21 protein-coding genes and 1 pseudogene are annotated in these 25,296 nt (G+C 73.4%); 6 read left to right on the top strand and 16 right to left on the bottom strand.

Annotation, left to right across the window (positions count from 1 at the left end):
- Positions 1 to 111: 111 nt before the first annotated feature.
- Genes ABZ990_RS02140 through ABZ990_RS02130 form a run of 3 tightly spaced genes read right to left on the bottom strand, consistent with a single transcriptional unit; the run spans position 112 to position 1,974 of the window.
- Entirely contained in the window at positions 112 to 876 is a 765-nt protein-coding gene (locus ABZ990_RS02140) for a DUF3710 domain-containing protein (protein ID WP_361223852.1), read from the bottom strand.
- A gap of 1 nt (position 877) precedes the next feature.
- Entirely contained in the window at positions 878 to 1,390 is a 513-nt protein-coding gene (gene dut / locus ABZ990_RS02135; RefSeq protein WP_361223849.1) for a dUTP diphosphatase, read from the bottom strand.
- Positions 1,390 to 1,974 (bottom strand): PaaI family thioesterase, encoded by a 585-nt coding sequence (locus tag ABZ990_RS02130; protein ID WP_361223846.1) that lies wholly within the window; start codon positions 1,972 to 1,974, stop codon positions 1,390 to 1,392. Before ABZ990_RS02130 ends, dut begins: the two co-directional genes overlap by 1 nt.
- Positions 1,975 to 2,032: 58 nt before the next feature.
- Here ABZ990_RS02130 and ABZ990_RS02125 point away from each other — a divergent pair, with 58 nt between their 5' ends.
- Positions 2,033 to 2,572: a DUF3093 domain-containing protein gene (locus tag ABZ990_RS02125; protein ID WP_361223842.1), complete on the top strand. Its 540-nt coding sequence runs from the start codon at positions 2,033 to 2,035 to the stop codon at positions 2,570 to 2,572.
- A 17-nt stretch (positions 2,573 to 2,589) separates the two neighbouring features.
- Here ABZ990_RS02125 and ABZ990_RS02120 read toward each other — a convergent pair whose 3' ends face one another.
- From ABZ990_RS02120 to ABZ990_RS02100, 5 genes and pseudogenes are all read right to left on the bottom strand, one after another.
- Complete coding sequence (locus tag ABZ990_RS02120) at positions 2,590 to 3,399, bottom strand: hypothetical protein (RefSeq protein ID WP_361223840.1); 810 nt, start codon at positions 3,397 to 3,399, stop codon at positions 2,590 to 2,592.
- A gap of 225 nt (positions 3,400 to 3,624) precedes the next feature.
- A pseudogene (locus tag ABZ990_RS02115) lies at positions 3,625 to 4,344 on the bottom strand (hypothetical protein); the annotation flags it as partial.
- Between the two features lie 629 nt (positions 4,345 to 4,973).
- Positions 4,974 to 5,270, bottom strand: a complete 297-nt coding sequence (locus ABZ990_RS02110; protein ID WP_003955561.1) for a DUF4193 domain-containing protein — start codon at positions 5,268 to 5,270, stop codon at positions 4,974 to 4,976.
- Positions 5,271 to 5,666: 396 nt separating this feature from the next.
- Complete coding sequence (locus ABZ990_RS02105; protein ID WP_361223837.1) at positions 5,667 to 6,902, bottom strand: ATP-binding protein; 1,236 nt, start codon at positions 6,900 to 6,902, stop codon at positions 5,667 to 5,669.
- A 4-nt stretch (positions 6,903 to 6,906) separates the two neighbouring features.
- Positions 6,907 to 7,560, bottom strand: coding sequence for a response regulator transcription factor (locus ABZ990_RS02100; RefSeq protein ID WP_361223835.1), 654 nt, complete (start codon positions 7,558 to 7,560; stop codon positions 6,907 to 6,909).
- Between the two features lie 504 nt (positions 7,561 to 8,064).
- On the opposite strand from ABZ990_RS02100, the gene ABZ990_RS02095 reads away from it, so the two are divergent.
- Positions 8,065 to 8,238, top strand: coding sequence for a hypothetical protein (locus tag ABZ990_RS02095; protein WP_361223832.1), 174 nt, complete (start codon positions 8,065 to 8,067; stop codon positions 8,236 to 8,238).
- A 144-nt stretch (positions 8,239 to 8,382) separates the two neighbouring features.
- On the opposite strand, the gene ABZ990_RS02090 is transcribed toward ABZ990_RS02095, so the two are convergent.
- Both ABZ990_RS02090 and ABZ990_RS02085 read right to left on the bottom strand, forming a co-directional pair.
- On the bottom strand, positions 8,383 to 9,183 hold the full coding sequence (locus tag ABZ990_RS02090) for an inositol monophosphatase family protein (protein WP_361223830.1): 801 nt from the start codon (positions 9,181 to 9,183) through the stop codon (positions 8,383 to 8,385).
- A 129-nt stretch (positions 9,184 to 9,312) separates the two neighbouring features.
- Positions 9,313 to 10,440 (bottom strand): ferrochelatase, encoded by a 1,128-nt coding sequence (locus ABZ990_RS02085; RefSeq protein WP_361223827.1) that lies wholly within the window; start codon positions 10,438 to 10,440, stop codon positions 9,313 to 9,315.
- Positions 10,441 to 10,685: 245 nt separating this feature from the next.
- On the opposite strand from ABZ990_RS02085, the gene ABZ990_RS02080 reads away from it, so the two are divergent.
- Positions 10,686 to 12,116, top strand: coding sequence for an MFS transporter (locus ABZ990_RS02080; RefSeq protein WP_361223825.1), 1,431 nt, complete (start codon positions 10,686 to 10,688; stop codon positions 12,114 to 12,116).
- Positions 12,064 to 13,395, top strand: coding sequence for a D-arabinono-1,4-lactone oxidase (locus ABZ990_RS02075; protein ID WP_361223822.1), 1,332 nt, complete (start codon positions 12,064 to 12,066; stop codon positions 13,393 to 13,395). Before ABZ990_RS02080 ends, ABZ990_RS02075 begins: the two co-directional genes overlap by 53 nt.
- 49 nt (positions 13,396 to 13,444) lie before the next feature.
- Here the strand turns inward: ABZ990_RS02075 and ABZ990_RS02070 are convergent, their stop codons facing one another.
- Entirely contained in the window at positions 13,445 to 14,479 is a 1,035-nt protein-coding gene (locus ABZ990_RS02070) for a hypothetical protein (protein ID WP_361223819.1), read from the bottom strand.
- 434 nt (positions 14,480 to 14,913) lie between these two features.
- On the opposite strand from ABZ990_RS02070, the gene sepH reads away from it, so the two are divergent.
- A complete protein-coding gene (sepH, locus tag ABZ990_RS02065; RefSeq protein ID WP_361223816.1) occupies positions 14,914 to 15,975 on the top strand; it encodes a septation protein SepH in 1,062 nt (353 codons plus the stop codon).
- 215 nt (positions 15,976 to 16,190) lie between these two features.
- On the opposite strand, the gene ABZ990_RS02060 is transcribed toward sepH, so the two are convergent.
- On the bottom strand, positions 16,191 to 17,018 hold the full coding sequence (locus ABZ990_RS02060) for a sulfurtransferase (protein ID WP_361223814.1): 828 nt from the start codon (positions 17,016 to 17,018) through the stop codon (positions 16,191 to 16,193).
- Positions 17,019 to 17,434: 416 nt separating this feature from the next.
- Here ABZ990_RS02060 and ABZ990_RS02055 point away from each other — a divergent pair, with 416 nt between their 5' ends.
- Positions 17,435 to 18,232, top strand: coding sequence for a VOC family protein (locus ABZ990_RS02055; protein ID WP_361223811.1), 798 nt, complete (start codon positions 17,435 to 17,437; stop codon positions 18,230 to 18,232).
- Positions 18,233 to 18,389: 157 nt separating this feature from the next.
- Here the strand turns inward: ABZ990_RS02055 and ABZ990_RS02050 are convergent, their stop codons facing one another.
- From ABZ990_RS02050 to ABZ990_RS02035, 4 genes are all read right to left on the bottom strand, one after another.
- A complete protein-coding gene (locus ABZ990_RS02050; protein ID WP_361223808.1) occupies positions 18,390 to 19,757 on the bottom strand; it encodes a polysialyltransferase family glycosyltransferase in 1,368 nt (455 codons plus the stop codon).
- Positions 19,758 to 19,760: 3 nt separating this feature from the next.
- A complete protein-coding gene (locus ABZ990_RS02045; RefSeq protein ID WP_361223806.1) occupies positions 19,761 to 20,726 on the bottom strand; it encodes a glycosyltransferase family 2 protein in 966 nt (321 codons plus the stop codon).
- Between the two features lie 113 nt (positions 20,727 to 20,839).
- Entirely contained in the window at positions 20,840 to 23,533 is a 2,694-nt protein-coding gene (locus ABZ990_RS02040; RefSeq protein ID WP_361223803.1) for a YfhO family protein, read from the bottom strand.
- 470 nt (positions 23,534 to 24,003) lie between these two features.
- Complete coding sequence (locus ABZ990_RS02035) at positions 24,004 to 25,251, bottom strand: MFS transporter (RefSeq protein ID WP_361223801.1); 1,248 nt, start codon at positions 25,249 to 25,251, stop codon at positions 24,004 to 24,006.
- Between the last annotated feature and the right edge of the window lie 45 nt (positions 25,252 to 25,296).

Below are 25,296 nucleotides of genomic sequence, written 5' to 3'. Positions count from 1 at the left end.
TCCGGCGACCGGACGGATCCACGCGGACCGGCAGAACACGACGGACCTCAGCGCGTCGACAGATCAACGCGTCAGCAGATCAGCGCACCGGCGGATCAGCGGATCAACAGATCAGCGGATCTCGGAGATCTCCGGGCCGCGCTGGAGCTGACCCATGCCACCGGAGAACCGGGAGCCGGCCTGCTCTTCCTGCTGCACGCCGTCCGGCACCATCTGCGCGTCGTTCGGCAGCTTGAGGACGATCGGGTCGCGCGGGGCCATCGGGCCGTCGCCGCGGACGACGACGGTGTCCCGGACGATCTGCTCCAGCAGACCCGCGGCCTCAGGCTGCACCGCGCCCTGACCGGAGATCACTCCGCGCAGGAACCAGCGGGGGCCGTCCACGCCGACGAAGCGCACCAGCTGAACGCCCCGGTTGCCGTCGGGCAGCTGTACGGGGACCTGCGCGCGCAGCTCCCAGCCCAGCGGGCCCTCGATCTCCTCGATGGCGCCACCCTGCTGGGTGATGCCCTCCGCGATCTCGTCGCGGACCTCGCCCCAGATGCCTTCCTTCTTGGGCGCGGCGAAGGCCTGGAGCTGTACGGCGCTGTCGCGCAGCACGACGGTGGCCGCGACGATCGCGTCGCCCGCCACCTCCACGCGCAGCTCCATGCCCTCCACACCGGGGACGAAGATGCCGCCGAGATCGACGCGGCCTTCCTCCGGCTTGCCGACCTCGGAGATGTCCCACGGGCCGTCCGGCCGGGGCGCCGGCGGAAGGTTCACCCGGCGCGGCGCGGCCGCGTCGTCCGCGTGCTCACCGGCGGCCTCGCCGGCCTGTCCGGCCTCGCCCGCCGCGTCCTCGGCGGCACCGTTCTTCTTGCGACGTCCGAACACGTCACTGTCCTTCCCGGTCGGATACGACCGAAGCGTATCGATTCCCACCCGTTGTGCCGTCCACGGCGGCATGGCCGCCGGTGGACCCGAAGCCCCCTTCGGCCCGCGCGGAACCGGGAAGCTCCGCCACCTCGTGGAAGCGCACCTTCTCGACCTGCTGGACGACAAGCTGGGCAATCCGGTCGAACCTGTCGAACCGCACGCTCTCGCGCGGATCCAGATTGACCACGATCACCTTGATCTCTCCACGGTACCCGGCATCGACCGTCCCTGGGGCATTCACGAGTGCCACACCGCAGCGTGCGGCCAGGCCGGAGCGCGGGTGCACGAAGGCGGCGTAGCCGTCGGGCAGGGCGAGGGAGATCCCGGTGGGCAGGACGGCCCGCTCCCCGGGGGCGAGGACGGCGGCCTCGGTGGTCACCAGGTCGGCACCGGCGTCACCCGGGTGCCCGTAGGCCGGAATCGGCACCTCCGGGTCCAGGCGGCGGAGGAGTACGTCGACGGGAGGGCGCATCAGGGGTTCACCTCGAAGGCACGGGCACGCCGGACCTGGTCGGGATCGGACATGGCGGCCCGGATCTCCTCCGGGCGTCCGTTGTCGATGAAGTGGTCGACCTTGACCTCGATGAAGAGGCCGTCCGCGCGGACGGCGACGGGGCCGTCGGGCCCGCCGATCCGGCCGACGGCGGTCGAGTAGATCTTGCGGCCGTGCACGGCGGTCACCTCGGCCGCGAGGTGGAGCACCGTATCGACCGGAACGGGCCGCACGTAGTCGGTCTCCAGGCGCCCGGTCACGGCGATGACCCGCAGCAGCCAGTTCAGGGAGCCGAGGGTCTCGTCGAGCGCGGTGGCGAGCACGCCGCCGTGCGCGAGACCGGGGGCACCCTGGTGGCCGGGCTTGACGGTGAACTCGGCGGTGACGGTCACGCCCTCGCCCGCGCGCGCCTCCAGGTGCAGCCCGTGGGGCTGCCCGCCGCCGCACCCGAAGCAGTGCTCGTAGTGCGAGCCGATGATCTCGCCGGGGGCGGGCGCGTCGGGGTGCCGAACCGGCGGTATGGCCTCGGCCGGCGGCGTCAGGGCGGGGGAAGTTCCAGTCACAGCCGCAGACCTTACCCGCGAGGTGGGGCGCGGGTCGCGCCGTGCCAAGCTTGGACGCATGCAGCAGTCTTCCGCACCGTCCCCCGGACAGTCCTCCGCACAGCCCGCGGCGCAGCCCGCTGCGCCCAGTTTCGACGAGCGGCTCACCGCTCCGGGTACGTGGTGGGTGATCGTGTTCCTGTTCGGCCTGTCCGGTGGGCTGATCATGCTCCCGCTCGGTGCGATCCCGATGATCGGCGGTGTGATCGTCGCGGCGGCCCTCGCGGCGGTGATGGTCTCCTCGTACGGTTCGGCCCGGATCCGGGTCGTGGCGGGGTCCCTGGTGGCCGGGGACGCCCGGATCCCGGTGACGGCCCTCGGGGAGCCCGAGGTACTGGACGCCGAGGAGGCGCGCGCCTGGCGTACGCACCGGGCCGACATGCGCGCCTTCATGCTGATGCGCAGCTACGTGCCGAGGGCCGTACACGCCGAGGTGACGGACCCGGCGGACCCCACGCCGTACGTCTACCTGTCCAGCCGGGACCCGGAGGCGCTGGCGTCGGCGCTGACGGCTGCCCGTGAGAACGCTGTTACCACCCAAGACGCCCAGGACGCCTGACCCGGCTCCGGGGCGGGCTAGGCGAAGAGTCCGGCGCGACGGGCCCGGTCGGATCGCCATCGCCGGCCGGTGATCCACCAGACCGGCACCAGCAGGACCAGCCAGACGAGCAGCATGACCGGCACGTTCGTGCCGGCGACGGCTCCCACGGCCCCCGCCGCCACCGCGCACAGGGCGATCGCGCCCGCGGTCTTGCCCCAGCCCAGGAACTCGGGGGGCAGTCCCCGTCCCCGAGCGGAGTGGCGGCGCGCCGACCACACCGCGCTCCCGCCCGCGTACAGGCCGAAGGCGCCGACGGGAATCAGGCCCAGGCCGATCATGCAGGTGATCTGCGGCTCCCCGACGGGCGTATCGGAGGACGTCTGCGCGACGTCTCCCCGCCGGACCTCGACGGCATAGTCCCGCCACACGATGACCGTCACCTTGTCACCGGGGCGCAGCCGCTTGAGCAGCGGCCCCGCCCCGCCCATGTCGATCTCGGACGGCACCTGGCCGGGGCCGTCCAGGTACAGCGTGTACTCCGCCGTCTTCGGCTGGTCGCGGATCACGGTGCGCTTCACGGTCGCGTCGACCTCACGCAGACAGTCGGCGTGGGCCGAGGCCGGGGACGCGGTGGCGCACGGCGTCGCGTCGGCGAACGCTTTCTCGTCCTCGATCAGGCTGGGCACCGCGGCCAGCGCCAGCGCCCCGACGAGCAGGGCGAGGCCGCCGAGCAGGGTGACGCACAGGCCCCCGACGCGGTATCCGAGGACCCGCACCCGGACGGCGGACTCCGAGGACGGCAGCCGGGGGCGGCGCCCGCCGGACGGATCGGTGAGTCCTCGCACGTGGGCTCCCCTCCCCGGGTTTGCTCGTTTCCCCGGAAACCTACTGTTCAGAGGCGTCTCAGGCCAAAGCGGAGCCGGTACGCGGGGCTCCGCCGCCGCGAGGCGCGGGCCGAAGGACAAGGGTCCGAGAGGAAGCACGTCACAGAGGAAGGCGCCGGACGAGCGGCCGGGCGAGCGGGGGCACCGGCCGCTCGGAACCGCCCTCCCCCGGCGTTCCGCGGGGGCTCAGAAGCCCTCGGTGCCAGGGCCGGGCATCCCGGGCAGCTCCGGGTGTTCCGGCTGCTCCAGGGGCGGCAGGGCCGTCAGGCGGTCCCAGGGGACCTGGCGCTCGCGCAGGTCTCCCCGGATGCGGGCGGCGAGCTTCTTGGTGTCGCGCCGGTTCATCACGGCGCCGACGGCCGCGCCCACCAGGAACGGGGTCAGGTTCGGCACGTTGCGCACCATGCGCCGCATGATCTGCTGGCGCAGTTCGCGCTTGAGCCGGCCGCCGAAGGCCACATTGGCGGTGGCCAGGGTGGTGGCCAGATGGCCGGGGTCGAGGCCGCGCTCCTCGGTCCAGGAGGTCAGATACGCGGTCGAGCGCTGGGTGAGCGTGCCGGGCGGCCGTACACCGTAGAGCTCGTGCAGCTCGGCGACGAGTTTCAGCTCGATCGCGGCGACGCCGGTGATCTCGGTGGCGAGCTCGGCGGGCACCGCCGGCGGTACGGGCAGCATGGCGGCGGCGCCGACACCGGCGCCCACGGTGGCGCTGGCGCGCGCCGCACCGGCGACCAGCTTGTCGGCGATCTCCTCGGGCCCGAGGCCGGGGAACTGCCGGCGCAGGGTCGCCAGGTCCCGTACGGGGACGCGCGGGGCCAGGTCGATGACGCGGTCGGCGAGATAGCCGAGACCGGCCTTGGCGCCCTGGCCGCCGCGTCGGACTCCGCGCCGTACGGCGTCGATGCGGGCGCTGTCGAGCCGTACGCGGTCGAGCCGTACGCGCGCGGGGTTGGCCACTCGTCGCAGGACGGGCGGGGCCACTCGCCCGAGGACGCCCCGCTTGCGGGCGTCGCCTGAGCCGTCGGCCTCGGGACCACCGGCGGTGGAGCCTTCGCGCTCGGGGTCTCCGGCGGCGGGGTCTCCGGCGGCGGGACCGCCGGCCGCGGAGCCGGCCCGGCCCGCGGGGCCGGTGCTGCCGCCGGGGCCGTCACGGTCGGCGCCGGGTGCGTCACCCTCGGGGCTCTCGCCCTGGGGTGCGCCGGCCCGGGGACCGTCTCCGCCGGCGTGGTGGGTGCCCCGGAAGAGACTCCGGGGAAGTTTGCGGAGGGCGTTCCGGGCGGCATGGCCGCGCCGGTCCTCCTCCGGGACGGGCCGTCGTGCGGCCCGGTGTGACGCGTCCGATGCTTCGAGCGAGGCCGTGGGGCCCCGCCCGTCGTCACGTGCGCCAGGTGTGGGCAGGTGGACGGAGTGCTCGGCCGAGGAATCGTCGTGGACGTCCTTGGCCGGGCCCGAGCCGTCCTGGTACGCCTCCGGTCTCCCGGGGAGCCGGAGCCGTCGCTTCCGAGACGGTGTGTCGCCTGCCACGGCGGTCTGCCTCAGTCGCAGTCGCGGCAGATCGGCTGACCGTTCTTCTCCCGAGCCAGCTGGCTGCGGTGGTGCACGAGGAAGCAGCTCATGCAGGTGAACTCGTCGGCCTGCTTGGGCAGGACCCGGACGGCCAGCTCCTCGTTCGAGAGGTCGGCGCCCGGGAGCTCCAGGCCCTCGGCGGCCTCGAACTCGTCGACGTCGACGGTCGAGGTCGACTTGTCGTTCCGGCGGGCCTTCAGTTCTTCAAGGCTGTCCGAGTCGACGTCGTCGTCGGTCTTGCGTGGGGTGTCGTAATCCGTTGCCATGTCGCTCTCCCCCTCTGGGTGGTTGCGGTGTCTCCAGCGCACGTAACGCGTGAGAGGCCGGACTTGTGCCCGACCCGAGGCGGAGATTTTGCCTCACATCAAGGTCTGTTACTCAATCGACACCCAATCCGCCCCCTCAAGAGTGAGCGGGTTTGGGTGGCGAACCGGACCGTACACGGTCCATCGGACCTCCCTCACGGGTGCCACCCCGTGTACTTCCCGCCATTCAACCCCCTGAAAACCCGGACTTTTCCGGGCTTTTCGGGGGAATTCTCGATCACGGAGAGTGGAGGACCGGATACTCATTCCTGTGATCGATCACACAGGACCGCTCCGGGAATGAGAATCGGAAATTCCGCGCAAGGCGAACAAATCCGTTCGGCTTGCACAGTGTAGTCAGATCGGAAGTGTGACGCGCATCACGAGCCCGCCCCCTTCCCTGGGCTCGGCGATGATACGACCGCCGTGGGCGCGCGCGACGGATCGCACGATCGACAGCCCCAGGCCGACACCCTTGTCGCTGCCGGTGCGCTCCTGGCGGAGGCGCCGGAATGGCTCGAAAATGTTGTCGATCTCGTACGCCGGGACCACGGGCCCCGTATTGGACACCACCAGCTCCGCCAGGCCGTCACGGGTTGCGGTGGAGACCTCCACCCAGCCGTCCTCCGGGACGTTGTACCGGATGGCGTTCTGCACCAGGTTCAGGGCGATCCGCTCCAGCAGGACACCGTTGCCCTGGACCACCGCCGGGGCCCGTTCGCCCCGGAGGGACACGCCCTTGGCCTCCGCCTCCGCGTGCGACTGGTCCACCGCGCGCGAGGCGACCTCGGCGAGGTCGACCGGTTTGCGCTCGACGATCTCGTTGTCGCTGCGGGCCAGCAGGAGCAGGCCCTCGACCAGCTGCTCGCTGCGCTCGTTGGTGGCCAGCAGGGTCTTGCCGAGCTGCTGGAGCTCGATGGGCGCCGCCGGGTCCGAGAGCTGCACCTCCAGAAGCGTGCGATTGATCGCGAGCGGGGTGCGCAGCTCGTGCGAGGCGTTGGCGACGAAGCGCTGCTGGGCGGTGAAGGCGCGCTCCAGGCGCTCCAGCATCTCGTCGAAGGTGTCGGCCAGCTCCTTGAGCTCGTCGTCGGGGCCGTCCAGCTCGATCCGCCGGGACAGGTCCGAGCCGGCCACCCGGCGGGCGGTGCGGGTGATCCGGCCCAGCGGGGAGAGCACCCGGCCGGCCATCGCGTATCCGAAGGCGAAGGCGATGATGCTGAGGCCGAGCAGCGCGAACAGGGAGCGACGCAGCAGGTCGTCCAGGGCGAGGTCGTTCTGGTGCCGCAGACACAGGCTCACGGCGTTGTTGAGCTGCTCGCCGGTGGTGTTCTCGGGCAGCAGGCACCAGTTGGTGGTGGCCCGGACGGTGCCGTTGACCACCTTGAACGGCAGCTCGGCGTTGCTCCCCCGCAGGACCTGCGCGGCGAACAGGTAGATGATCGCCAGCAGCAGGATGCCCGCGATCAGGAACATCCCGCCGTAGAGCAGGGTGAGCCTTATCCGGATCGTCGGGCGCAGCAGCGGGCGGACCGGATCGCGCGGGTCCCAGGTCGGCTTCGGAGGGGCGTTCAGGGGCGGCGGGGACTGGGCCATCGGGTCAGATCCGGTATCCGGAGCCGGGGACCGTGACGATGACCGGCGGCTCGCCCAGTTTGCGGCGCAGGGTCATCACGGTGACGCGGACGACGTTGGTGAACGGGTCCGTGTTCTCGTCCCAGGCCTTCTCCAGGAGCTGCTCGGCCGAAACGACCGCGCCCTCGCTGCGCATCAGCACCTCCAGGACCGCGAACTCCTTGGGCGCCAGCTGGACCTCCTTGCCGTCGCGGAAGACCTCGCGCCGGTTGGGGTCGAGGCGGATGCCCGCGCGCTCCAGGACGGGCGGGAGCGGGACGGAGGTACGCCGGCCCAGCGCGCGTACGCGCGCGATGAGCTCGCTGAAGGCGAAGGGCTTGGGCAGATAGTCGTCGGCGCCCAGTTCCAGGCCCTCGACGCGGTCGCTGACGTCGCCGGAGGCGGTGAGCATCAGGATGCGGGTCGGCATGCCGATCTCGACGATTCTGCGGCACACGTCGTCGCCGTGGACCAGGGGAAGGTCACGGTCGAGGACGACCACGTCGTAGTCGTTGACCCCGACGCGCTCCAGAGCGGCGGCGCCGTCGTAGACGACGTCGACCGCCATGGCCTCCCGCCGCAGTCCGGTGGCCACGGCATCCGCGAGCAGCTGCTCGTCCTCGACGACGAGTACGCGCACGTCTGTCAATCCTTTCCTGGGCCCTGGTCCTGGTCCTGGGGACGGACGGGCGGTCTCACGCACGGATTGTGCGCTGTCCATCCTGCCCCGAACGCGCGTAAACCGGCTGTAAGGCGGTTCTGCCGGGCGGCCGGGGGCCCGGAGGGGCCGGGGGGTACTCGGGGGCTCCGGAGGGCTCCGAAGGGGTACGGGAGGCGCTGAGGGGCGGCGAGCGGCGGTACGAGGCGGGTGCGCCGGGCGGCGGGAGCGAGGGGCCCGTGACCGGGGTGGCGCGTGCGGTGGCGGGCGGGTGGCCGGACCCTGGCGAACGGCTTCGGAGAATTCATCTGATTCTCGGCCCGGTTGAGGTTTCTCTGAGGAAACGGCTGGGGAGGACGACTGCAACCCCGCGATCACGCCGTAGACGGTACCCCGTCGCCACTCTCTGTCCCCCAGAGGCTGCGGTGCGTGATCCGCCCACCCGAGGCACTCCCGTGCCAACGACCCACGACGAGGGGGCGCACGATGGACGCTTTCACCGCAGGACTGCTGCACCGCATCAGGACCACCCAGTCCGACCTCACGCACGCTCGTGAGACGGGCGACGACTTCCTCGCGGACGTCGAGCAGGCCGAGCTGGACGACCTGCATCGCCTCGCCGCCGAACACGGCGTGGAGGTCGGCGCAACCCGCGCCTGACCCGACGACGACCCGACCGAGGCCCCCGAGCCACTGGAACCCAAGCCGGCTCCCGGGGGCCTCGGTCATGCCCGGGCCCGCACGCGTGCGGGCCCGGGCGGGGTTTCAGGTCGCGCAGTTTCGGAAGGGTCCGGCCGGGTCAGCTCAGTCGTGCCAGGCGCCGGCGTCCTCCAGGAACTCCTGGAGCACCCCGAAGATCCCCTCCGGCGCCGCCAGGGTCAGCTCGCCCGACGGCCGGTCGCCCGGTCGGCCGCCCGTCAGGGCGCCGGCCTCGCGCGCGATCAGGTCGCCCGCCGCGTAGTCCCAGGGGTTCAGTCCGCGCTCGTAGTAGGCGTCAAGGCGTCCGGCGGCGACGTCGCAGAGGTCGATGGCGGCGGAGCCGGCCCGCCGTATGTCGCGGACGAGCGGGATGAGGCGCTGGGCGACGTCCGCCTGGTGGGCGCGGCGTTCCTGGAGGTAGCCGAAGCCGGTGGCGACGAGGGCCTGGCCGAGTTCCGGCGAGGGCCGGACGGCCAGCCGCCGCTCGCCGAGCCAGGCGCCGCCGCCGCGCACCGCGTGGAAGGTCTCGCGGCGCAGGGGGACCTCGACGACGCCGACGAGCGTCTCGCCGTCCCGTTCGGCGGCGATGGAGACGGCCCAGGTCGGCAGGCCGTAGAGATAGTTCACGGTGCCGTCGAGCGGGTCGACGATCCAGCGGATCCCGCTGGTGCCGGGGGTGGACGCGCCCTCCTCGCCGAGCACCCCGTCCTCGGGGCGGTGCTCGGCGAGGAAGCCGGTGATCAGCTTCTCGGCGGCGATGTCCATCTCGGTGACCACGTCGATGGCGCTCGTCTTGGTCCTGGCCACCGTCAGGTCGTCCGGCCGTCCGTCGCGCAGCAGCGCTCCGGCCCGGCGTCCGGCCTCCAGGGCCAGGTCGAGGAGTTCGGACAGCAGGGGGTCGGTCACGGGATGTCTCCTTGGGGCCGGGGGCCTGTCTTCTCGGATCTTGCCGGGCTCGGGGCTCGCGGGGTCCGGCCCGATCCGGGGGACGGACCCTGGGCTGGGGACGTCCTGCGGATCAGGGCCGGACGGTCCCTACGCGTACGGGCTGTCGGCGCCGGCAGCGGCGGCCCGTTCCGTCCGGGCCGGGCAGCAGCCGATGGGGCACAGGTCGTGGGACGCCCCGAGCGTTCCGAGCGCGCAGGGGGTCACCCGCTTCCCGCGCTCGGTGGCGGCCCGGTCCAGGACGATCTCGCGCACGGCCGCCGCGAACCGGGGGTCGGCCCCGACGGTGGCCGAGCGCCGTACCGGCAGCCCCAGCTCGTCGGCCTTGGCGGTGGCCTCGGTGTCGAGGTCGTACAGGACCTCCATGTGGTCCGAGACGAAGCCGATCGGCACCATGACGGCGGCCGGGACTCCGGCGCCGTGGAGTTCCTCCAGGTGGTCGCAGATGTCGGGCTCCAGCCACGGGATGTGCGGGGCGCCGCTGCGGGACTGGTAGACGAGCTTCCAGGGGTGGTCGACGCCGGTCTCCTCGCGGACCGTGTCGGCGATCAGCCGGGCGATGTCGAGGTGCTGCTTCACATAGGCGCCGCCGTCGCCGTGGTCGCCGACCGGGCCGGAGGTGTCGGCGGCGGACTCGGGGATGGAGTGCGTGGTGAAGGCGAGGTGGGCCCCGTCCCGTACGGACGCGTCGAGGCCGTCGAGCGCGGCGAGGACCCCGTCGATCATGGGGCGGACGAAGCCGGGGTGGTTGAAGTAGTGCCGCAGCTTGTCGACGCGGGGCAGCGGCAGACCTTCCGCTTCCAGCGCGGCGAGCGCGTCGGCGAGGTTCTCGCGGTACTGCCGGCAACCGGAGTAGGAGGCGTACGCGCTGGTGGCGAGGACGGCGATATGACGCCGTCCGTCGGTGATCATCTCGCGCAGGGTGTCGGTGAGGTACGGCGCCCAGTTCCGGTTGCCCCAGTAGACCGGCAGATCGAGGCCGGACGTGGCGAAGTCGGCGCGCAGCGCGTCGAGCAGGGCGCGGTTCTGGGCGTTGATGGGGCTGACGCCGTCGAAGAGGAAGTAGTGCCGGCCCACCTCCTTCAGCCGTTCCTTGGGGATGCCTCGGCCGCGGGTCACGTTCTCCAGGAACGGGACCACGTCGTCCGGGCCCTCGGGGCCACCGAAGGAGAGCAGCAGCAGGGCGTCGTACGGGGCGGGATCGAGCTCGTCGGACATGCCACCGATCCTGCCACTCGCCCCTGACAGCCCGGGTCGCGGCCCGGCCGGAAAAAAGTGAGTGACTGTATGACTTCAAGACCGTAAGCTTTAGCAGTTAACTACAGGTGCCGGGCCACACTCTCGCCCGCCCGTGTCCCGGCCATGCCCCCACGCGCCCCTGGCGTGCCCCCGGCCCGCTCGGGCAGCGTGCGACCGGTCCGGCACTTGCGTACGCGGCTGGCCGCCCGAGCCCGGAGTCCACCTTGCCCAGTCCCTATCGCGCGATCTTCGCGGCCCCCGGCACCGCGTCGTTCTCCGCCGCCGGCTTCCTCGGGCGTATGCCGCTGTCCATGATGGGCATCGGCATCGTGACCATGATCTCCCAGGTCACCGGGCGGTACGGGCTGGCCGGCGCGCTCTCCGCCACCCTCGCCATGTCCGCCGCCGCGCTCGGCCCGTGGGTCTCCCGGCTCGTCGACCGGCACGGGCAGCGGCGGGTCCTGCGCCCGGCGGCGCTGATCGCGCTCGCCGCCGCCGCGGGGCTGCTGCTCTGCGTCCAGTACGAGACGCCGGACTGGACGCTGTTCGTGTTCACGGCGTGCGTCGGCTGTGTGCCGAGCCTCGGCTCGATGGTCCGGGCCCGCTGGGCGGACGTCTACCAGGGCGACGCCCGGCGGCTGCACACCGCGTACTCGTGGGAGTCGATCGTCGACGAGGTGTGCTTCATCTTCGGCCCGATCATCTCCATCGGCCTGTCCACCACCTGGTTCCCCGAGGCCGGCCCGCTGCTCGCGGGCGCCTTCCTCGCCGTCGGCGTCTTCTGGCTGACCGCGCAGGCCGCCACCGAACCGGTGCCCCACCCGCGCGGCACGACCACCGGCGGCTCCGCGCTGCGCTCGCCGGGACTGCAGATCCTCACCCTCGCCTTCGTGGCCACGGGCGCGGTCTTCGGCGCCGTGGACGTGGTGACCGTCGCCTTCGCCGAGGAGCGGGGCAGCAAGGCCGCGGCCAGCCTGGTCCTCGCCGTCTACGCGCTGGGTTCGTGCGCCGCCGGCGTGGTCTTCGGCCTGCTCCATCTCAAGGGCGAGCCGTCGGTGCGCTGGCTTGTCGGGGTCGTCGCGATGGCCGTGAGTATGATCCCCCTCCTACTGGCCGGGAGCCTGCCGTTGCTGGCCGTGGCGCTCTTTGTCGCGGGTCTGTCCATCGCACCGACGATGGTCACCACGATGGCCCTCGTCGAAGCGCACGTACCGCGTTCCAAGCTGACCGAGGGCATGACCTGGACGGGCACCGGCCTCGCGGTCGGTGTGGCGCTCGGCTCGTCGGCCGCCGGCTGGGTGGTCGACGCGTCCGGGGCGAAGTCGGGGTACGTGGTGCCCGTGGTGTCGGGCGCGCTCGCGGTCGTGGTGGCGCTCCTGGGCCACCGCCGGCTGCGCAGGCCGGTGACGCCGACGCGGGAGGGGCAGCCGGGTGAGCGGGACGGACAGGCCGGGCAGGGCGAGCAGGCCGGGCAGGGCGAGCAGGCCGGGCAGGGCGAGCAGGCCGGGCAGGGCGAGCAGGCCGGGCAGGGCGGACAGGCCGTACGGAGCGAGCGGTCCGGGCGGGACGAGCCGGCCGGACGGGACGAGCGGGCCGGGCACGGTGGGCACGCGGGGGCCGGGGAGCGCCGGGACGGCGGGCGGCCCGTGGCGTAACTGGGCGGGCAACGTCACCTCCCGGCCCGTCCGGGAGGTGAGTCCCGCCAGTGCCGAGGAGGTCGCCGAGGCCGTACGGCGGGCGGCCGAGGACGGACTACAGGTCAAGACGGTCGGCACCGGCCACTCCTTCACGTCGATCGCGCAGACCGACGGCGTCCTGATCCGGCCCGGACTGCTCACCGGCATCCGCCGGATCGACCGCGAGTCGATGACCGTGACCGTGGAGTCCGGCACCCCGCTCAAGCGGCTCAACGTGGCGCTGGCCCGGGAGGGCCTGTCGCTCGCGAACATGGGCGACATCATGGAGCAGACGGTGGCCGGGGCCACCGCCACCGGCACCCACGGCACCGGCCGCGACTCGGCCTCCCTCGCCGCGCAGATACGCGCGCTCGAACTGGTCACCGCCGACGGACGCCTGACGACCTGCTCGAAGAGCGAGAACCCCGAGATCTTCGCCGCCGCCCGGGTCGGTCTGGGCGCCCTCGGCGTGGTCACGGCCCTCACCTTCGCCGTGGAGCCGGTCTTCCTGCTCACCGCCCGCGAGGAACCCATGTCCTTCGATCGGGTGAGCGCGGAGTTCGACGCGCTGCACGCGGAGAACGAGCACTTCGAGTTCTACTGGTTCCCTCACACGGACAACTGCAACACCAAGCGCAACAACCGCAGCGCGGGCCCCGCCGCTCCGGTCGGGCGCTTCGCCGGCTGGTTCGAGGACGAGTTCCTGTCCAACGGGGTCTTCCAGGCCGCCTGTTCCCTGGGCCGTGCCGTACCGCCGGTGATCCCGTCGCTGGCCCGCCTGTCCAGCCGGGCCCTCTCGGCCCGTACGTACACCGACATCCCCTACAAGGTGTTCACCTCGCCGCGCCGGGTGCGCTTCCTGGAGATGGAGTACGCGCTGCCGCGCGCGGTCGTGATGCCAGCGCTGCGCGAACTGAAGGCGATGATCGAACGCTCGCCGCTGAAGGTGAGCTTCCCGGTGGAGGTACGGACGGCGCCCGCCGACGACATCACCCTGTCCACGGCCTCGGGCCGGGACACCGCCTACATCGCGGTGCACTTGTATCAGGGGACGCCGCACCACGCGTACTTCACGGCGGTGGAGCGGCTCATGACCGCGTACGGCGGCCGGCCGCACTGGGGGAAGGTGCACACCCGGGACGCGGCCGCCTTCGCGGAGCTGTATCCGCGCTTCGCCGAGTTCACGGCGCTGCGGGACCGTCTCGACCCGGACCGCCTCTTCGGCAACGACTATCTGCGACGGGTCCTGGGCGACTGACGCCCCCGCGCCCCGTACCCCTGCCCCCTTGTCCCCTACGGCTTCTCCCTTACTCCCCGTTCGGCGCCTCGGGGTTCACGGATGCCGGGGCCGGCGGCGCGGAGGTGGGGGTGAGGCCGCCCGGCTCCGCCGGTGCGGTGGGCGCGGGGTCGGAGCCGGAGCCGGGGGTGGTGCCGCCGTCCGGGGCGGGCGAGGGAGTTCCGGTGCCGGTGCCGGTGGTGTCGCCCGGGGCGGGCGTACCGGTGTTCCGGTCCGGGGCGGGCGTGGGGGTGCCGGTGCCCGGGGTGCCGCTCGGGGACGGCTGGTCCTGCCCGGCGCCACCCTGACCGTTCTGGTCCCGCGGGCCCGTACCGTCGCTCTGGCCGCTCCCGCCGGGCTCCCCGCTTCCGTCGTTTCCGCCGCTTCCGCCGTTCTCGCTTCCGTGGCCGTCCCGGGCTCCGCCGTCGCCCCGGACCACGGAGCCGAAGGTCGTACGGCCCTTGGTGCCGCCGAGGTCCTGACCGGAGGTCAGTTCGTACGTGGTGATGCCGCCCATCGCGAGGGCGAAGACGGCGGCGGCGCCGAGCGCGGGCCGCTTCCAGCCGCGCATCCGGGTGCCGTGCGTGGTGGGGGTCCCGAACTCCTCGTCGGGCATATGCCCGTACGGGGCGGTGGCCGCCGGATCCGGAAGCGAGGGCGGGACCAGGACCGCTGTCGGGGTGGAGGTCGGGGCCGGGATGGGGGTCGAGGTCAGGGTCGAGGTCGGGGTTGCCGCAGGCGCCGGGCCCGGAGCCGAGAGCGGGTCGGCAGCCGGCCGGGGCCTGCGCATCTGCTCGCCGGTGCGCTTGAAGACGTGCTGGAGGACCGGGCCGCCACAGGTGGCGACGACGCTGATCACGCCCGCGCCGATGATGGTCCCGTAGACCCCGAGAGTGGAGGCCAGCTTGGCGGCGAGCACAGCGGCGAAGGCGCTGCCCGCGACCTGGGGGACGCTCAGGTCGAACCTCTTCTTCCGTTCCCGCCCCTCCCCCTGGTCGTTCTCCGTACTCTCGGGCTCTGTGCCGGTGTTCGGCGTCTCACGCATCTCCGACCCCTGCTTGTTCATCCGTTCGACCATGCACCCAGAAGGGACAAATAGGAGGAGCGAATAGTTCCGCTTCCGCCGGTTCTGTGAAGAGCGACACGCAGGGCCCGAAACCCCCGAAACTCGACTCCCGTGACACCCGAGAACTCGGGCGGCGCGCCGGTCCACCCTGGTGGTCCGAATGGAGTACTGTGACGAGCCCTGGGTCCGGACCCCTCACGGGTGTCCGGAAACGACGGAAAGGGGGCCGAAGGTGGCACTCGAACCGGCGGCGCCGCGGGCACCGCACGCACACCCGTGACTCGGCGTGGCATCCTGTCACTCTGGGTCGCGAAACGGGTAACCGTGTCATACGGCGTTCCAGGGTCCAGGCCCGACACGCCGGGCGAATCGGCAGGGTTGTGGCAGGCTGCACCCGGGCAGGCCACACTCGACTAGCGGAAGCAGCGACGCACGTGACGTCGGCAGGCACCACCCGGGAGGTTCCCATGCCCGAACTGCGTGTCGTGGCCGTCTCGAACGACGGCACACGACTGGTGCTGAAGGCTGCGGACAGCACGGAGTACACCCTTCCGATCGACGAGCGGCTGCGCGCCGCCGTACGCAACGACCGTGCGCGGCTCGGCCAGATCGAGATCGAGGTCGAGAGCCACCTCCGCCCCCGTGACATCCAGGCGCGGATACGTGCCGGTGCCTCCGCCGAGGAGGTCGCACAGCTCGCGGGCATCCCCGTCGAGCGGGTACGGCGCTTCGAGGGCCCCGTCCTCGCGGAACGCGCCTTCATGGCGGAGCGGGCCCGCAAGACCCCCGTCCGCAGGCCGGGCGAGAACACCGGCCCCCAGCTCGGCGAGGCGGTACAGGAACGCCTGTTGCTGCGCGGTGCCGAGAAGGACACCGTGCGGTGGGACTCCTGGCGCCGGGACGACGGCACATGGGAAGTGCTGCTCGTCTACCGGGTCGCGGGCGAGGTGCACACGGCGAGCTGGACGTACGACCCGCCGCGGCGGCTCGTCCAGGCCGTCGACGACGAGGCGCGGGCGCTGATCGGCGAGACCGACGACACCCTGGCCGCCGCGCCCGAGCCGAGCTTCCCGTTCGTGCCGCGGATCGCCCGGCTGCCCCGGGACCGGCCGCTGGACCGCACGCTCGACCGCCCGTCGGAGCGCACGCCCGCCCCGGCTCCCGAGCCGGAGGAGGAACGCGACTCGCTGACCAGCCTCCTGGAGGCCGTGCCGAGCTTCCGCGGCGACATGGTCGTACCGGAACCGGCCACTTCGGATTCCGCCGAGGAGACCGAGGCCGACGTCGAGGAACCGCCGGCCCCCGCCGCCTCCGCCGGAGCGGGCGCGGCCTACGCCGACGTGCTGATGCCGCGCGCCGTCTCGGGTCACCGCGACCGGCTCACCGGCACCACCGACCGTCAGGCCGAGGCCGACGGCGTGCGGCCCGGCCGCCGCGCGGCGGTCCCGAGCTGGGACGAGATCGTGTTCGGCACCCGGCGCAAGAAGCAGGAGTGACGCGCGCGTACGTCGGCGTACATGTGTCCGCGTGAGCGGGTCATCGCGTGGCGGAGGGGCCCGCTGCCGGGTGACGGCAGCGGGCCCCTTCGTCGTGCGGTGCAGCCGGAGGTCGGCGCTCGGTCGGCGCTCGTGTCGCCGCCCGGGCCTTGGGCCGTACATGACCCGTCGTCAGCGGGCGCACGCACGACCGTGGCCGTGGCCGGAAGGGTCCGCTACTCGGGGTCCGGGCCCGTCGCGACCGGGCGGGCCGGGTCGGCCGACCATTCGGACCAGGAGCCGGCGTAGAGCGCGGCGGGGATCCCCGCGACGGCGAGCGCCAGGACCTCGTGGGCGCCGGAGACGCCCGAACCGCAGTAGACCGCCACCTCGGAAGCCTCCTTGGCGCCGAGTGCGGCGAACCGCGCCGTCAGGGCGTCGGCCGGGAGGAAACGGCCGTCCGGTCCGACGTTCTCGGTCGTCGGGGCGCTCACCGCGCCCGGGATGTGGCCGCCGACCCGGTCGATCGGCTCCACGTCGCCCCGGTAGCGCTCGGCGGCCCGGGCGTCCAGGAGCAGACCCGCCCGGGCCAGGGCGGCCGCGCCGTCCGCGTCGAGCAGTCCGAGGGCGCCCGGCTCCGGTACGAAGTCGCCCGGCGCGGGATCCGGCGTGTCGCGCGACAGCTCACCCGTCCAGGCGGCGAGACCGCCGTCGAGGACCCGCACGTTCGGGTGACCCGCCCAGCGCAGCAGCCACCAGGCGCGGGCCGCGGCCCAGCCGAGCCCGCCGTCGTAGACGACGACCGGGGTCCGCGCCGACACGCCCGCGCGGCGCATCGCGGCGCCGAAGGCGTCCGGGTCCGGCAGCGGGTGCCGGCCGCCCTTCCCGGGCGGGCTCGCCAGCTCGGCGTCCAGGTCCACGTAGACGGCGCCGGGCAGATGTCCGATCTCGTACTCGGGCCGCCCGGGCGGGCCGCCGAGGCTCCAGCGGACGTCCAGCAGGACCGGGGGCGTCGCCCCAGCCGACTCGCTCACGAGTTCGCTTACGGAGATGATGGGCTTCATGGGTGCCATCCTCGCGCAGCCCGCGCCCTGAACACGGCCCCTTGGGGATTCCGGGATTCCGCGCGTCCGCGTCGGGACGCGGGGGCGACGTACAGACGCTTCGCAGAGGGACTTCGTACGGAGGCTTCGTACGGGGGCTTCGTACGGGGGCTTCGTACAGAGCTTGGTACGGCCTTCGCGGCCCGGGGCCACGGGCCGTTCGCGCGAACTCGCCGCCCGGCCGGGGCGTGGGCTGAGCGCGCCGTGTGCCGCGTGGTGCGACGATCGTCGCGGGACACGAAGGGTGCCCGACGGGACACCCGGGAACGGTCGCAGGTGTAGGACGGGCGGACGGCGGGCAAGGGCCCGCCGCGGCGCGGCCCCGTACGGCCCGCCGGAATTCACCTCGTACGGCCACTGGCGAGGAGAGAGTGACGATGACCGAGGCGACTCGGCGGACACCCGGCACACCCTGTTGGGTGAGTTTGATGGTGCATGGACTTGACGCGACGCAGGAGTTCTACGCCACGCTGTTCGGCTGGGAATTCGAGCCGGGCCCCCAGCAGCTCGGCCCGTATGTGCGCGCACTGCTCGACGGACGGGAGGTCGCCGGGATCGGCCAGCTGCCGCCGGACCGGCATCTGCCCGTCGCCTGGACCACCTATCTGGCCACGGACGACGCGGGCGATTCGGCGGAGACCATCCGCTGCTGCGGCGGCACGGTCGCGGTCGGCCCGCTGGAGGCGGGCGACGCCGGGCGGATGGCCATCTGCGCGGACCCGGCGGGCGCCGTCTTCGGTCTGTGGCAGGCGAAGGCCCATCTCGGCACGGCGAAGGCCGGACCGGCCGGAACACCGGTCTGGAACGAACTGCTGACGTACGAGACAGGCTCGGTCGCCAAGTTCTACCGGTCCGTCTTCGCCTACGAGGCCGAACCGCTCGTCTCCGCCGGCCACGACTACGTGACCCTGCGCCTCGACGGCCGGCCCGTCGCCGCCCTGCACGGGGTCGGCACGGGGCTGCCCCGGGACCGGGGCGCGCACTGGATGACGTACTTCGAGGTCGGCGACGTGGACGCGGCGGCCCGGCTGGTCGCCGAACTGGGCGGGCAGGTGCTGCGCCCGCCGCGCGAGGGCACGGCGGGGCGGCCGGTCCTGGTGGCCGACCCCGAGGGAGCGGTCTTCACCCTCGTACAGTCGGAGGACGGGGAGGCGGACCCGCCGCGAGTGCTCTGACCCGGCCGGTCCACCGGGACCTCCGGGACCTCCGGGGCCCCGGGTCTCCCAGGTACCCGGGGCCCCCGCGCTCGCTCTTCCGGCCGGTCGTCTCCGCGTCCACTCCTGCCGGCCGGTCGTCCCCGCGCTCTTCCTCCTCTCGCTCCTCTCGTCTCCCTCAGGTGCGGGCCGGGAGGGGCAGGGCGAGTTCGGCGAGCCGTTCGGACGGGAAGTGCGGCTCGCCGGGGTGCCCGGCCACGTAACGGACGGCCTCGGGCCGCAGCCCCGGGTGCGTGGCCGGGCGCATGCAGTAGCCCACGGCGCGCAGCAGCGGCGCGAGGCTCGCGGGCGCGCCGTCCGGGACGGTGGGCTCGGTGCCGCTCTCCAGATCGGTCACCAGATGGTCGACGATCGTCAGCGGGACGCGGTTGCTGTTCTCGTACGGGGTGAGCCGGGCGAGCACCGTGCCGGTGCCCACGCGCGCGATGGGCACGCCGAAGTACACGGCGGCGGTGATCATCGCCGTGGAGAAGCAGCCGACGACGAGACGGGGCCGGCAGCGGGCGTAGAAGGTCTCGGCGAGCAGCGGACCGTCCAGGACGGTGAGGGTGACGCCCGCGCGGTCCGCCTCCTCGTGCAGGGCCGCCGTCTGGCTCGCCGGTGCCGTGGGGTGCGGCTTGAAGACGATCGAGCGGTGCCCGGCCCTGGCCGCGCCGCGCACCATCCGTACGTGCAGGTCCTCCTCTTCCTCGGCGGTGAGGATGCCGAGGGCGGCGAGGTACTGGCCGAGGAGCAGCGCGGTGGGCGCGGTGGCGACGGCGGCGGTGAGGGCGGCGTTCTCCGCCGAGTCCTCCGACGCCGCCGCGATCTCGCGCAGCACGGCGCGGAAGGCGTCGTCGGGGACCAGCTCGGCGCCGACGCCGTACTCGGTGAGGAGCAGCGGCACCAGGCCCGGCACGAGGTCCAGGTGGAGCACCCGGCGGAGGCGACAGGCGATCGAGTGGGACAGCTCGTCGCGGGTCGGACCGTAGCTCATCAGGCCGTCGGCGTAGACGTGGACGGGGCTCTCGGCGAACACGGTGGCGAGCGCCCGGGCCGGGTTGACCTGGATGGACTCGACGACCAGCTCGACCGGGGCGGCGGCGAGGTCCCAGGCCGTACGCAGCACCCGCTGCCAGAGCGGGGCCTCCTCGGGGCGGGGCGACCAGGTGCCGGGGTGGTGCGGGCGGATGGTCTCGTTCCAGTCGAGGACCTCGTCGAAGCGGGTCGCGATCCGCTCGTAGCCGGTCATCGTCTCCAGGCGGACGGCCGTCTCGGGGATCTCGGCGTTGTTCGAGACGAGCAGCAGGCGGCGGGCCTCGCCGGGGGCGCCGAACAGCCCGGCGTCGAGGGCGGCGGCCACGGTGGCGGCGCCGTAGAGAGTGGACACCTGGAAGATCTGGACGCGGCGGGGCTCGGCGGGTGATGCGCTGCGGGCGTCGTGGCGGGGGGAGCCGGTGTCGGAGGTGTCGGGCCGAGGGGAGCCGGGCCGGGTGGTGGGGGCCATGGGTCAGGCGGCCTTTCCGGTGTCGCGCAGGCTCCTCAGGAGGGCGCTGCGGGTGGTGTCCATGGTCGCGAGGGTCTCGTCGAGGACCGGCTGCGGCATCCGGCGCAGCGCGTCGGTGACATCGCGGCGCAGCCGCTTGGCCACGGCGGTCTCGTACTGGTCGGCCTTCGCCAGGTGGAAGGCGATCATCGCGCAGTACGTGCGGACGGCCTTGGGCAGGAAGCGGTCGGCCTCGCGGTCCCGGGAGACCTCGTCGATCAGCAGGTCGTAGGACGGGATGAAGTCCAGCTGGCGGTGGTCGGAGATCTGGGTGAGCGAGGTGGTGACACCGCGCCGGTAGAAGACGCCGTGCAGGGAGAGCGCCGCGTAGCTGGTGGCGGCGAGGTGGAGGCGCCAGATCCAGAGCCGGTCCTCGGCGGTGCGCAGCGCCGTCTCGAAGCGTCCGGCCCCGTCCCGGAAGAGCGAGGCGCGGTAGATGCCGAACGGCACGAACGGATAGTCCACCATCGTCACCATCGAGGACGGCGCGATGCCGTCCCGGGGGTCCATGACGGTGTCGCGTTCCTTCGCCGGCGCGTAGCGGATCTGTCGGTCGCGGCCGGTCGCCAGGACATGATCGGTGCGGGCGAACTCGCAGCCCAGACGGTGGATTCCGGTCACCATGGCGCGCAAGTGGCCGGGGGCGTACCAGTCGTCGCCGTCGAGGAAGGTGAGGTAGTCGCCGGTGGCCGCGTCGATGCCGGTGTTGCGCGCCTGGGCGACGCCGAGGTTGGTCGCGTGGCGGATGACGGTGGCCTGGGGGATGCGGCTCTTCCAGCGGTCGAGGAGGTCCGGCGTCTCGTCGGTGGAGTGGTCGTCGATCAGCAGGAACTCGGTGTCGTCGTCCGCGTTGTCGGCGAGACTGCGCAGGGTGTCGGGGGCGTAGGGCCCGACATTGTGGAAGGGCACGACGACGGACAGTTTCGGCACTCTGACTCACCAACTCGTGGATCGGTACGGGGGTCGGGCAGACGGGGCGGGCAGACGGGGGCGGGGGTTCGCTCCGTCGGACGGGACGGACGCGCGCGGGCGGCGAACTCCCGTCATGTGGCGGGTGGGCGGCTTGGGGCGCTCGGGGTACTCGGGGTGGTTTGGGCGCTCGGGTCGCTCAGGCGCCTTCGGCGGTGGAGCAGGGCGGTGGTGAGGAGGCCGAGGAGGGCCGCCGCGCCGACGGCGCCGCCGAGTTTCATGCCGGGTGGGCGGAAGGAGCAGGTCACGGAGGTGGCCCGGCCGTCGAGGGGGACGGCGAGAAGGCCGAGGCGGCTGTGCGCGGGCTTCAGGGGCGCGTCGCCGGCGGCGCAGCGCCAGCCTCGGATGCGGGGGACGGCGAGGACCGCCGTGCCGGTGCTGCCCGCGGGCAGGTCGGCGGTGAGGGTGTGGCCGGTCGCGCGGACGGCGGTGGCGCCGGTGGCGGTCAGGTCGCGTACGGCGCTCTGGAGCCGCTGCCGGTCCAGACAACCGATCGGTCGCGCGGGCAGCTTGGGGACGGAGCCGGCCGGACCGGACTTCAGCTCGGGCCGCAGTTCGATCCGTACGGCCGTGGAGCCGGGCACCGTACCGAGCCGCTGCATGGGCGCGAGGACCGAGGGCGGCTTTCCGGCGAACGGCACGGGCCCGCCGCCGCCCGCGAGGGTGGCCGTGCCCTGGAACTCGGGGGCCCAGAACCAGACCTCCGAACCGGCCGGGCAGCTCGCGGTGAGGGCGGTGGTCGGGACGGTGGCGGTGGCGGTACGGCTAGGGGTGACGGTACGGCCAGGGGGCGCGGTACGGCGTGGAGCGGCCGGCACCTCGTACACCGTGTGTCCGAGCATCCGCTCCTGGCGGGCGAAGGCGGAGTCCGCGCTCCCCTCCGGTCCCGGGGACGAGGCCGGTCCCGGGGGCGGGGCGCTCGGGTGGACGGTGACGAGCAGCGGTACGGGGGTGTCGGTGACGGTGATCGCGGCCTTGGGCAGCCGGTCGAGCGCGAGCGGGCCCTCGGGCGTGGAGCGCATCCGGGTGCCAATGGAGAAGATCGCGTCGGTGACGGGGTTGTCGAGGCTCACCGGGTGGCGGCCCTTGGCGTAGGAGCCGAAGCCGAGTCCGGCGAGGGTGCGTGAGTATGTATCGGAGGTGAGGCTGCTGTAGTAGTCGGCGCCCTCGCCGCCGACCAGCAGGACGTCGTTGCCGCCCGGGACTTCGCCGGGGTCGGTGCGGTGGCGGGGCCAGTCGTCCTTCCGGGCGACGGCGCGGGCCATGTCGGTGTGCCAGGGCCCGACCCTGGGCGCCCAGGAGACCTCGCTGACCTGCTGTTCCTCGATGCGCTTGCCGGTGACCAGGGCCTCCCCCGCCTGCGCGGCGAGCAGCAGGACGACGGCCACGACGGGCAGCAGCCGGCCGGCGGGGCGACGGGCCCTGGCGAGCAGGGCGACTGCGGCGGCGAGCGCGCCGAGGACCGCGGCGCCGGCGGCGGCCGGGTAGGTCCAGCGGTCGATGTCGACGGTGCCCTCGGCGGCCCACGCGAGGAGGCCGAGCGCGCCGGCGCCGCCGAGCAGCGCGCGCGTCCGGGGTACGCCGCCGGCCACGGACAGCCAGGCGGCCATCAGCAGCAGTCCGCACAGGACGAAGGTCTGACGGTACGGAATGCCGTTCGGCGAGGTGCCCGCGTGCCAGAGCAGATGCGTCGGCTCCCACTGGAGGGAGAGGGTGACCAGCGCGATCGCCGTGATCCAGCCGGCCCGGACGCGACCGGCGACCGTGCCGTTGAAGGGCAGCGTGAGGGCGAGCGCGAGGGCGGGTGTGCCGATGAACAGGGCCGGCGTGGCCACGCTCGCGGTGGCCGGCAGGAAGCGGGCGGCGACATCGGCCCATGCGGCCGCGACGAAGGGGGTCGGCGGGGTCGGGGCGGCGGCCTTGGTGCCGAGGTAGATGACGACGACGAGCGGGGCGGCCAGCCCGATGCCGAGGGCGACGGTACGGGCGGCGCGCAGCAGCGCGGTGAGCCGGGGGCCGGGGCGCGGGCGGTGGCTGGGGCTGGAGCTGGAGCTGGAGCTGGGGCTGGGGCGCGGGGTGACGACGCCGGCGGCTGCGGCTGCGGCGGGTGAAGGGTCCGGGGAACCTTCCGGCCGGGTGCCGGGGCGGAGGTCGCGGCCGGTGTCGTCGGCCGTGAGCAGCCGGACGAGGAGGACGACGGCGGCGCCGATCGTGGCCATGTACGCGGTGTAGAAGTTGGCGAACCACGCGAGCGCGACGACCAGCGGCCCGAGGAGCGGACGGCGCCCCCGGCGCGCCCACTCCCCCACCAGGCACAGCAGCGGGAAGGCGACGAGCCCGTCGAGCCACATCGGCACGGTGGCGCCGTAGTTGAAGGTCCAGCCGGACAGCGCGTACGCGGTGCCGAGGATCGCGGCGACCGGCCACGGGCCGCGCCGCAGGGTGAGCAGCAGGGCGGCCATCGCCGCGCCCGCCGTGGCGATCTTGAGTGCGGTGACGGTGTACAGGGCGAGTTCGGGGCGGCCGGCCGGGAAGAGGACGACGAGCAGGTCGAAGGGGCTGCCGAGGTACGTACCGAAGTCGCCCAGGAAGTTGGTGCCGAACCCCGACGACCAGTTCAGGAACAGGTCGCCATGGGTCCGGCCGAGGAGGAGCTCGCGCCAGTAGGCGTGGAACGGCAGATACTGCTGGCCCAGGTCGACGATGTTGCGGGTGCGGGTGCCGAACGGATAGCTGCCGGCGAGCCGGCCGGCCAGGCAGAAGAGCACTCCGGTGAGCAGTGCCGCGCCGGCCGCCGCCCGGAGCCGAGGCCGGGGCCGGGACGGCCCCGGCGAGCCGTGCGTCCCTGAGGGTCCCGACGGCTGGGACGCCCCGTGTGTTCCGGGTACCCCGGGTGTCCGGGAATCAGCCTCGGCCTGGGACTCGGCTGCGGGTGGCACACGTCCTCCTGGTGGCCGGCGCGGCTCGGCGGACGGCACGGCTCGGCTCGGCATGCCGGACTGCGGGGCGCCGCTCGGCACGCGGTCTGATCGTCGTAGAAACGCATTACCCCCGAGCAGGGCGACCGCCGGCCGATCGACAGGAGGTCTCCGGGCACACCGCAGGTGAACAGCCGGTGCCCGGACCGCCGCCCCGGCCGGCTCGGGCGGTGGCCGGACGGCCGGTGACCGGACCGCCGGTGACCGCGCGAGCCGCCGTATCCCGACCACCCTCCGGCCAACGGGCGGCGGCCGGCAGATCACCGGGTGTCGCCGGCGGGTGCGCGGCCCAGGGCCGTCGCCGCCAGGGCTCCGGCGGCGAGGACCGCGCCCAGGTACATGACGGCCTCGACGCCGAACCCGTCCGCCGCACGGCCGCCGGCGAACGCGCCCAGCGCGATCGATCCGTTGAATACGCCGACGAACAGCGCGGACGCGGCCTCGCGCGCCTCGGGAGCCGCCGCGAGCAGCCAGCTCTGGGTGGCGACGGAGACCCCGCCGTACGACAGTCCCCAGACCGCGAGCAGGACCGCCGCCGTGACGGCCGACCCGCCGACCGCCGGCATCAGGCAGACCGTCGCGGCCAGCACCGGACAGATCGCCAGGAGCGCACCGCGCGGGGAACACGAAGCGACGGCGCCCGAAAGGAAGTTGCCGGCCACGCCCGCGACGCCGTACACCAGCAGCAGTGTGCCGATGGTGGCCGCACTCGCGCCCGAGAGCTCTTCGAGGACCGGCCGTACATAGGTGTAGGCGGCGAAGTGGCCGGTGACCAGGAGCGCCACCACGCCGAGCCCGGTCGCCACCCTCGGCTCGCCCGCGAGCCGCAGCACGCCGCCGAGCCGGATGCCCCGCTCGGCGGGCAGCCTCGGCAACAGCGCCGCCAGGGCGGCGAGTACCACCAGGGCGAGTCCGGCGGCGACGACGAACGACATGCGCCAGCCGGCGAGTTCGCCGAGGTAGGTGCCCGCCGGAACGCCGAGCACCGAGGCCACCGCGATCCCGCTGAAGATCAGCGAGGTGGCCGGGCCGACGGATCGCCCCGGGACCAGCCGTACGGCGAGACCGGCCGCCAGGGCCCACACCCCGCCCATGCCGACGCCGACCAGGACCCGGGCCGACAGCATGACCGCGAAGTACGGGGACCAGGCGGCCAGCAGGTTGCCGGCGCCCAGCACCGCCATCAGGGCGCACAGCACCGGGCGGCGGGCGAAGCGGGCGAGCGCCGGAGTGAGCAGCGGCGCGGACACCGCGGCGACCAGGCCCGTGAGGGTCAGGGTCAGACCGGCCGTCCCCTCCGACACGCGCAGGTCCCGGGCGAGGGGCGTCAGCAGTCCCACCGGCAGCATCTCGGACGTGACCACGGTGAACGTCGCACCGGCGACGGCGACGACGGCGAGCCAGCCGCCAGTTCGGGGACTCGCGACGCTCGCGGTGACGGTGACGGTGACGTCGGCGGTGTCCGTGTCGGTGCCGGCGGTCGCGGTGGATTGCTCTGTCTGTGCCATGAGTTCAGCCAATCCGCCGCGACCTGTCGGAACAACGGCCAATCC

Source organism: Streptomyces sp. NPDC046203, assembly GCF_040646255.1.
Taxonomy (GTDB): Bacteria; Actinomycetota; Actinomycetes; order Streptomycetales; family Streptomycetaceae; genus Streptomyces.
This window is presented reverse-complemented; position numbering and strand designations above follow the sequence as displayed.

Excerpts from the sequence above, each read along its gene's own strand:
- ABZ990_RS02095 (WP_361223832.1), top strand. The coding sequence starts at position 8,065 with ATGGACGCTTTCACCGCAGGACTGCTGCACCGCATCAGGACCACCCAG.
- ABZ990_RS02050 (WP_361223808.1), bottom strand. The coding sequence starts at position 19,757 with ATGGCCCCCACCACCCGGCCCGGCTCCCCTCGGCCCGACACCTCCGAC.
- ABZ990_RS02110 (WP_003955561.1), bottom strand. The coding sequence starts at position 5,270 with ATGGCAACGGATTACGACACCCCACGCAAGACCGACGACGACGTCGAC.
- ABZ990_RS02085 (WP_361223827.1), bottom strand. The coding sequence starts at position 10,440 with ATGTCCGACGAGCTCGATCCCGCCCCGTACGACGCCCTGCTGCTGCTC.
- ABZ990_RS02035 (WP_361223801.1), bottom strand. The coding sequence starts at position 25,251 with ATGGCACAGACAGAGCAATCCACCGCGACCGCCGGCACCGACACGGAC.
- dut (WP_361223849.1), bottom strand. The coding sequence starts at position 1,390 with ATGCGCCCTCCCGTCGACGTACTCCTCCGCCGCCTGGACCCGGAGGTG.
- ABZ990_RS02105 (WP_361223837.1), bottom strand. The coding sequence starts at position 6,902 with ATGGCCCAGTCCCCGCCGCCCCTGAACGCCCCTCCGAAGCCGACCTGG.
- ABZ990_RS02070 (WP_361223819.1), bottom strand. The coding sequence starts at position 14,479 with ATGAACAAGCAGGGGTCGGAGATGCGTGAGACGCCGAACACCGGCACA.
- ABZ990_RS02060 (WP_361223814.1), bottom strand. The coding sequence starts at position 17,018 with ATGAAGCCCATCATCTCCGTAAGCGAACTCGTGAGCGAGTCGGCTGGG.
- ABZ990_RS02125 (WP_361223842.1), top strand. The coding sequence starts at position 2,033 with ATGCAGCAGTCTTCCGCACCGTCCCCCGGACAGTCCTCCGCACAGCCC.
- ABZ990_RS02055 (WP_361223811.1), top strand. The coding sequence starts at position 17,435 with ATGACCGAGGCGACTCGGCGGACACCCGGCACACCCTGTTGGGTGAGT.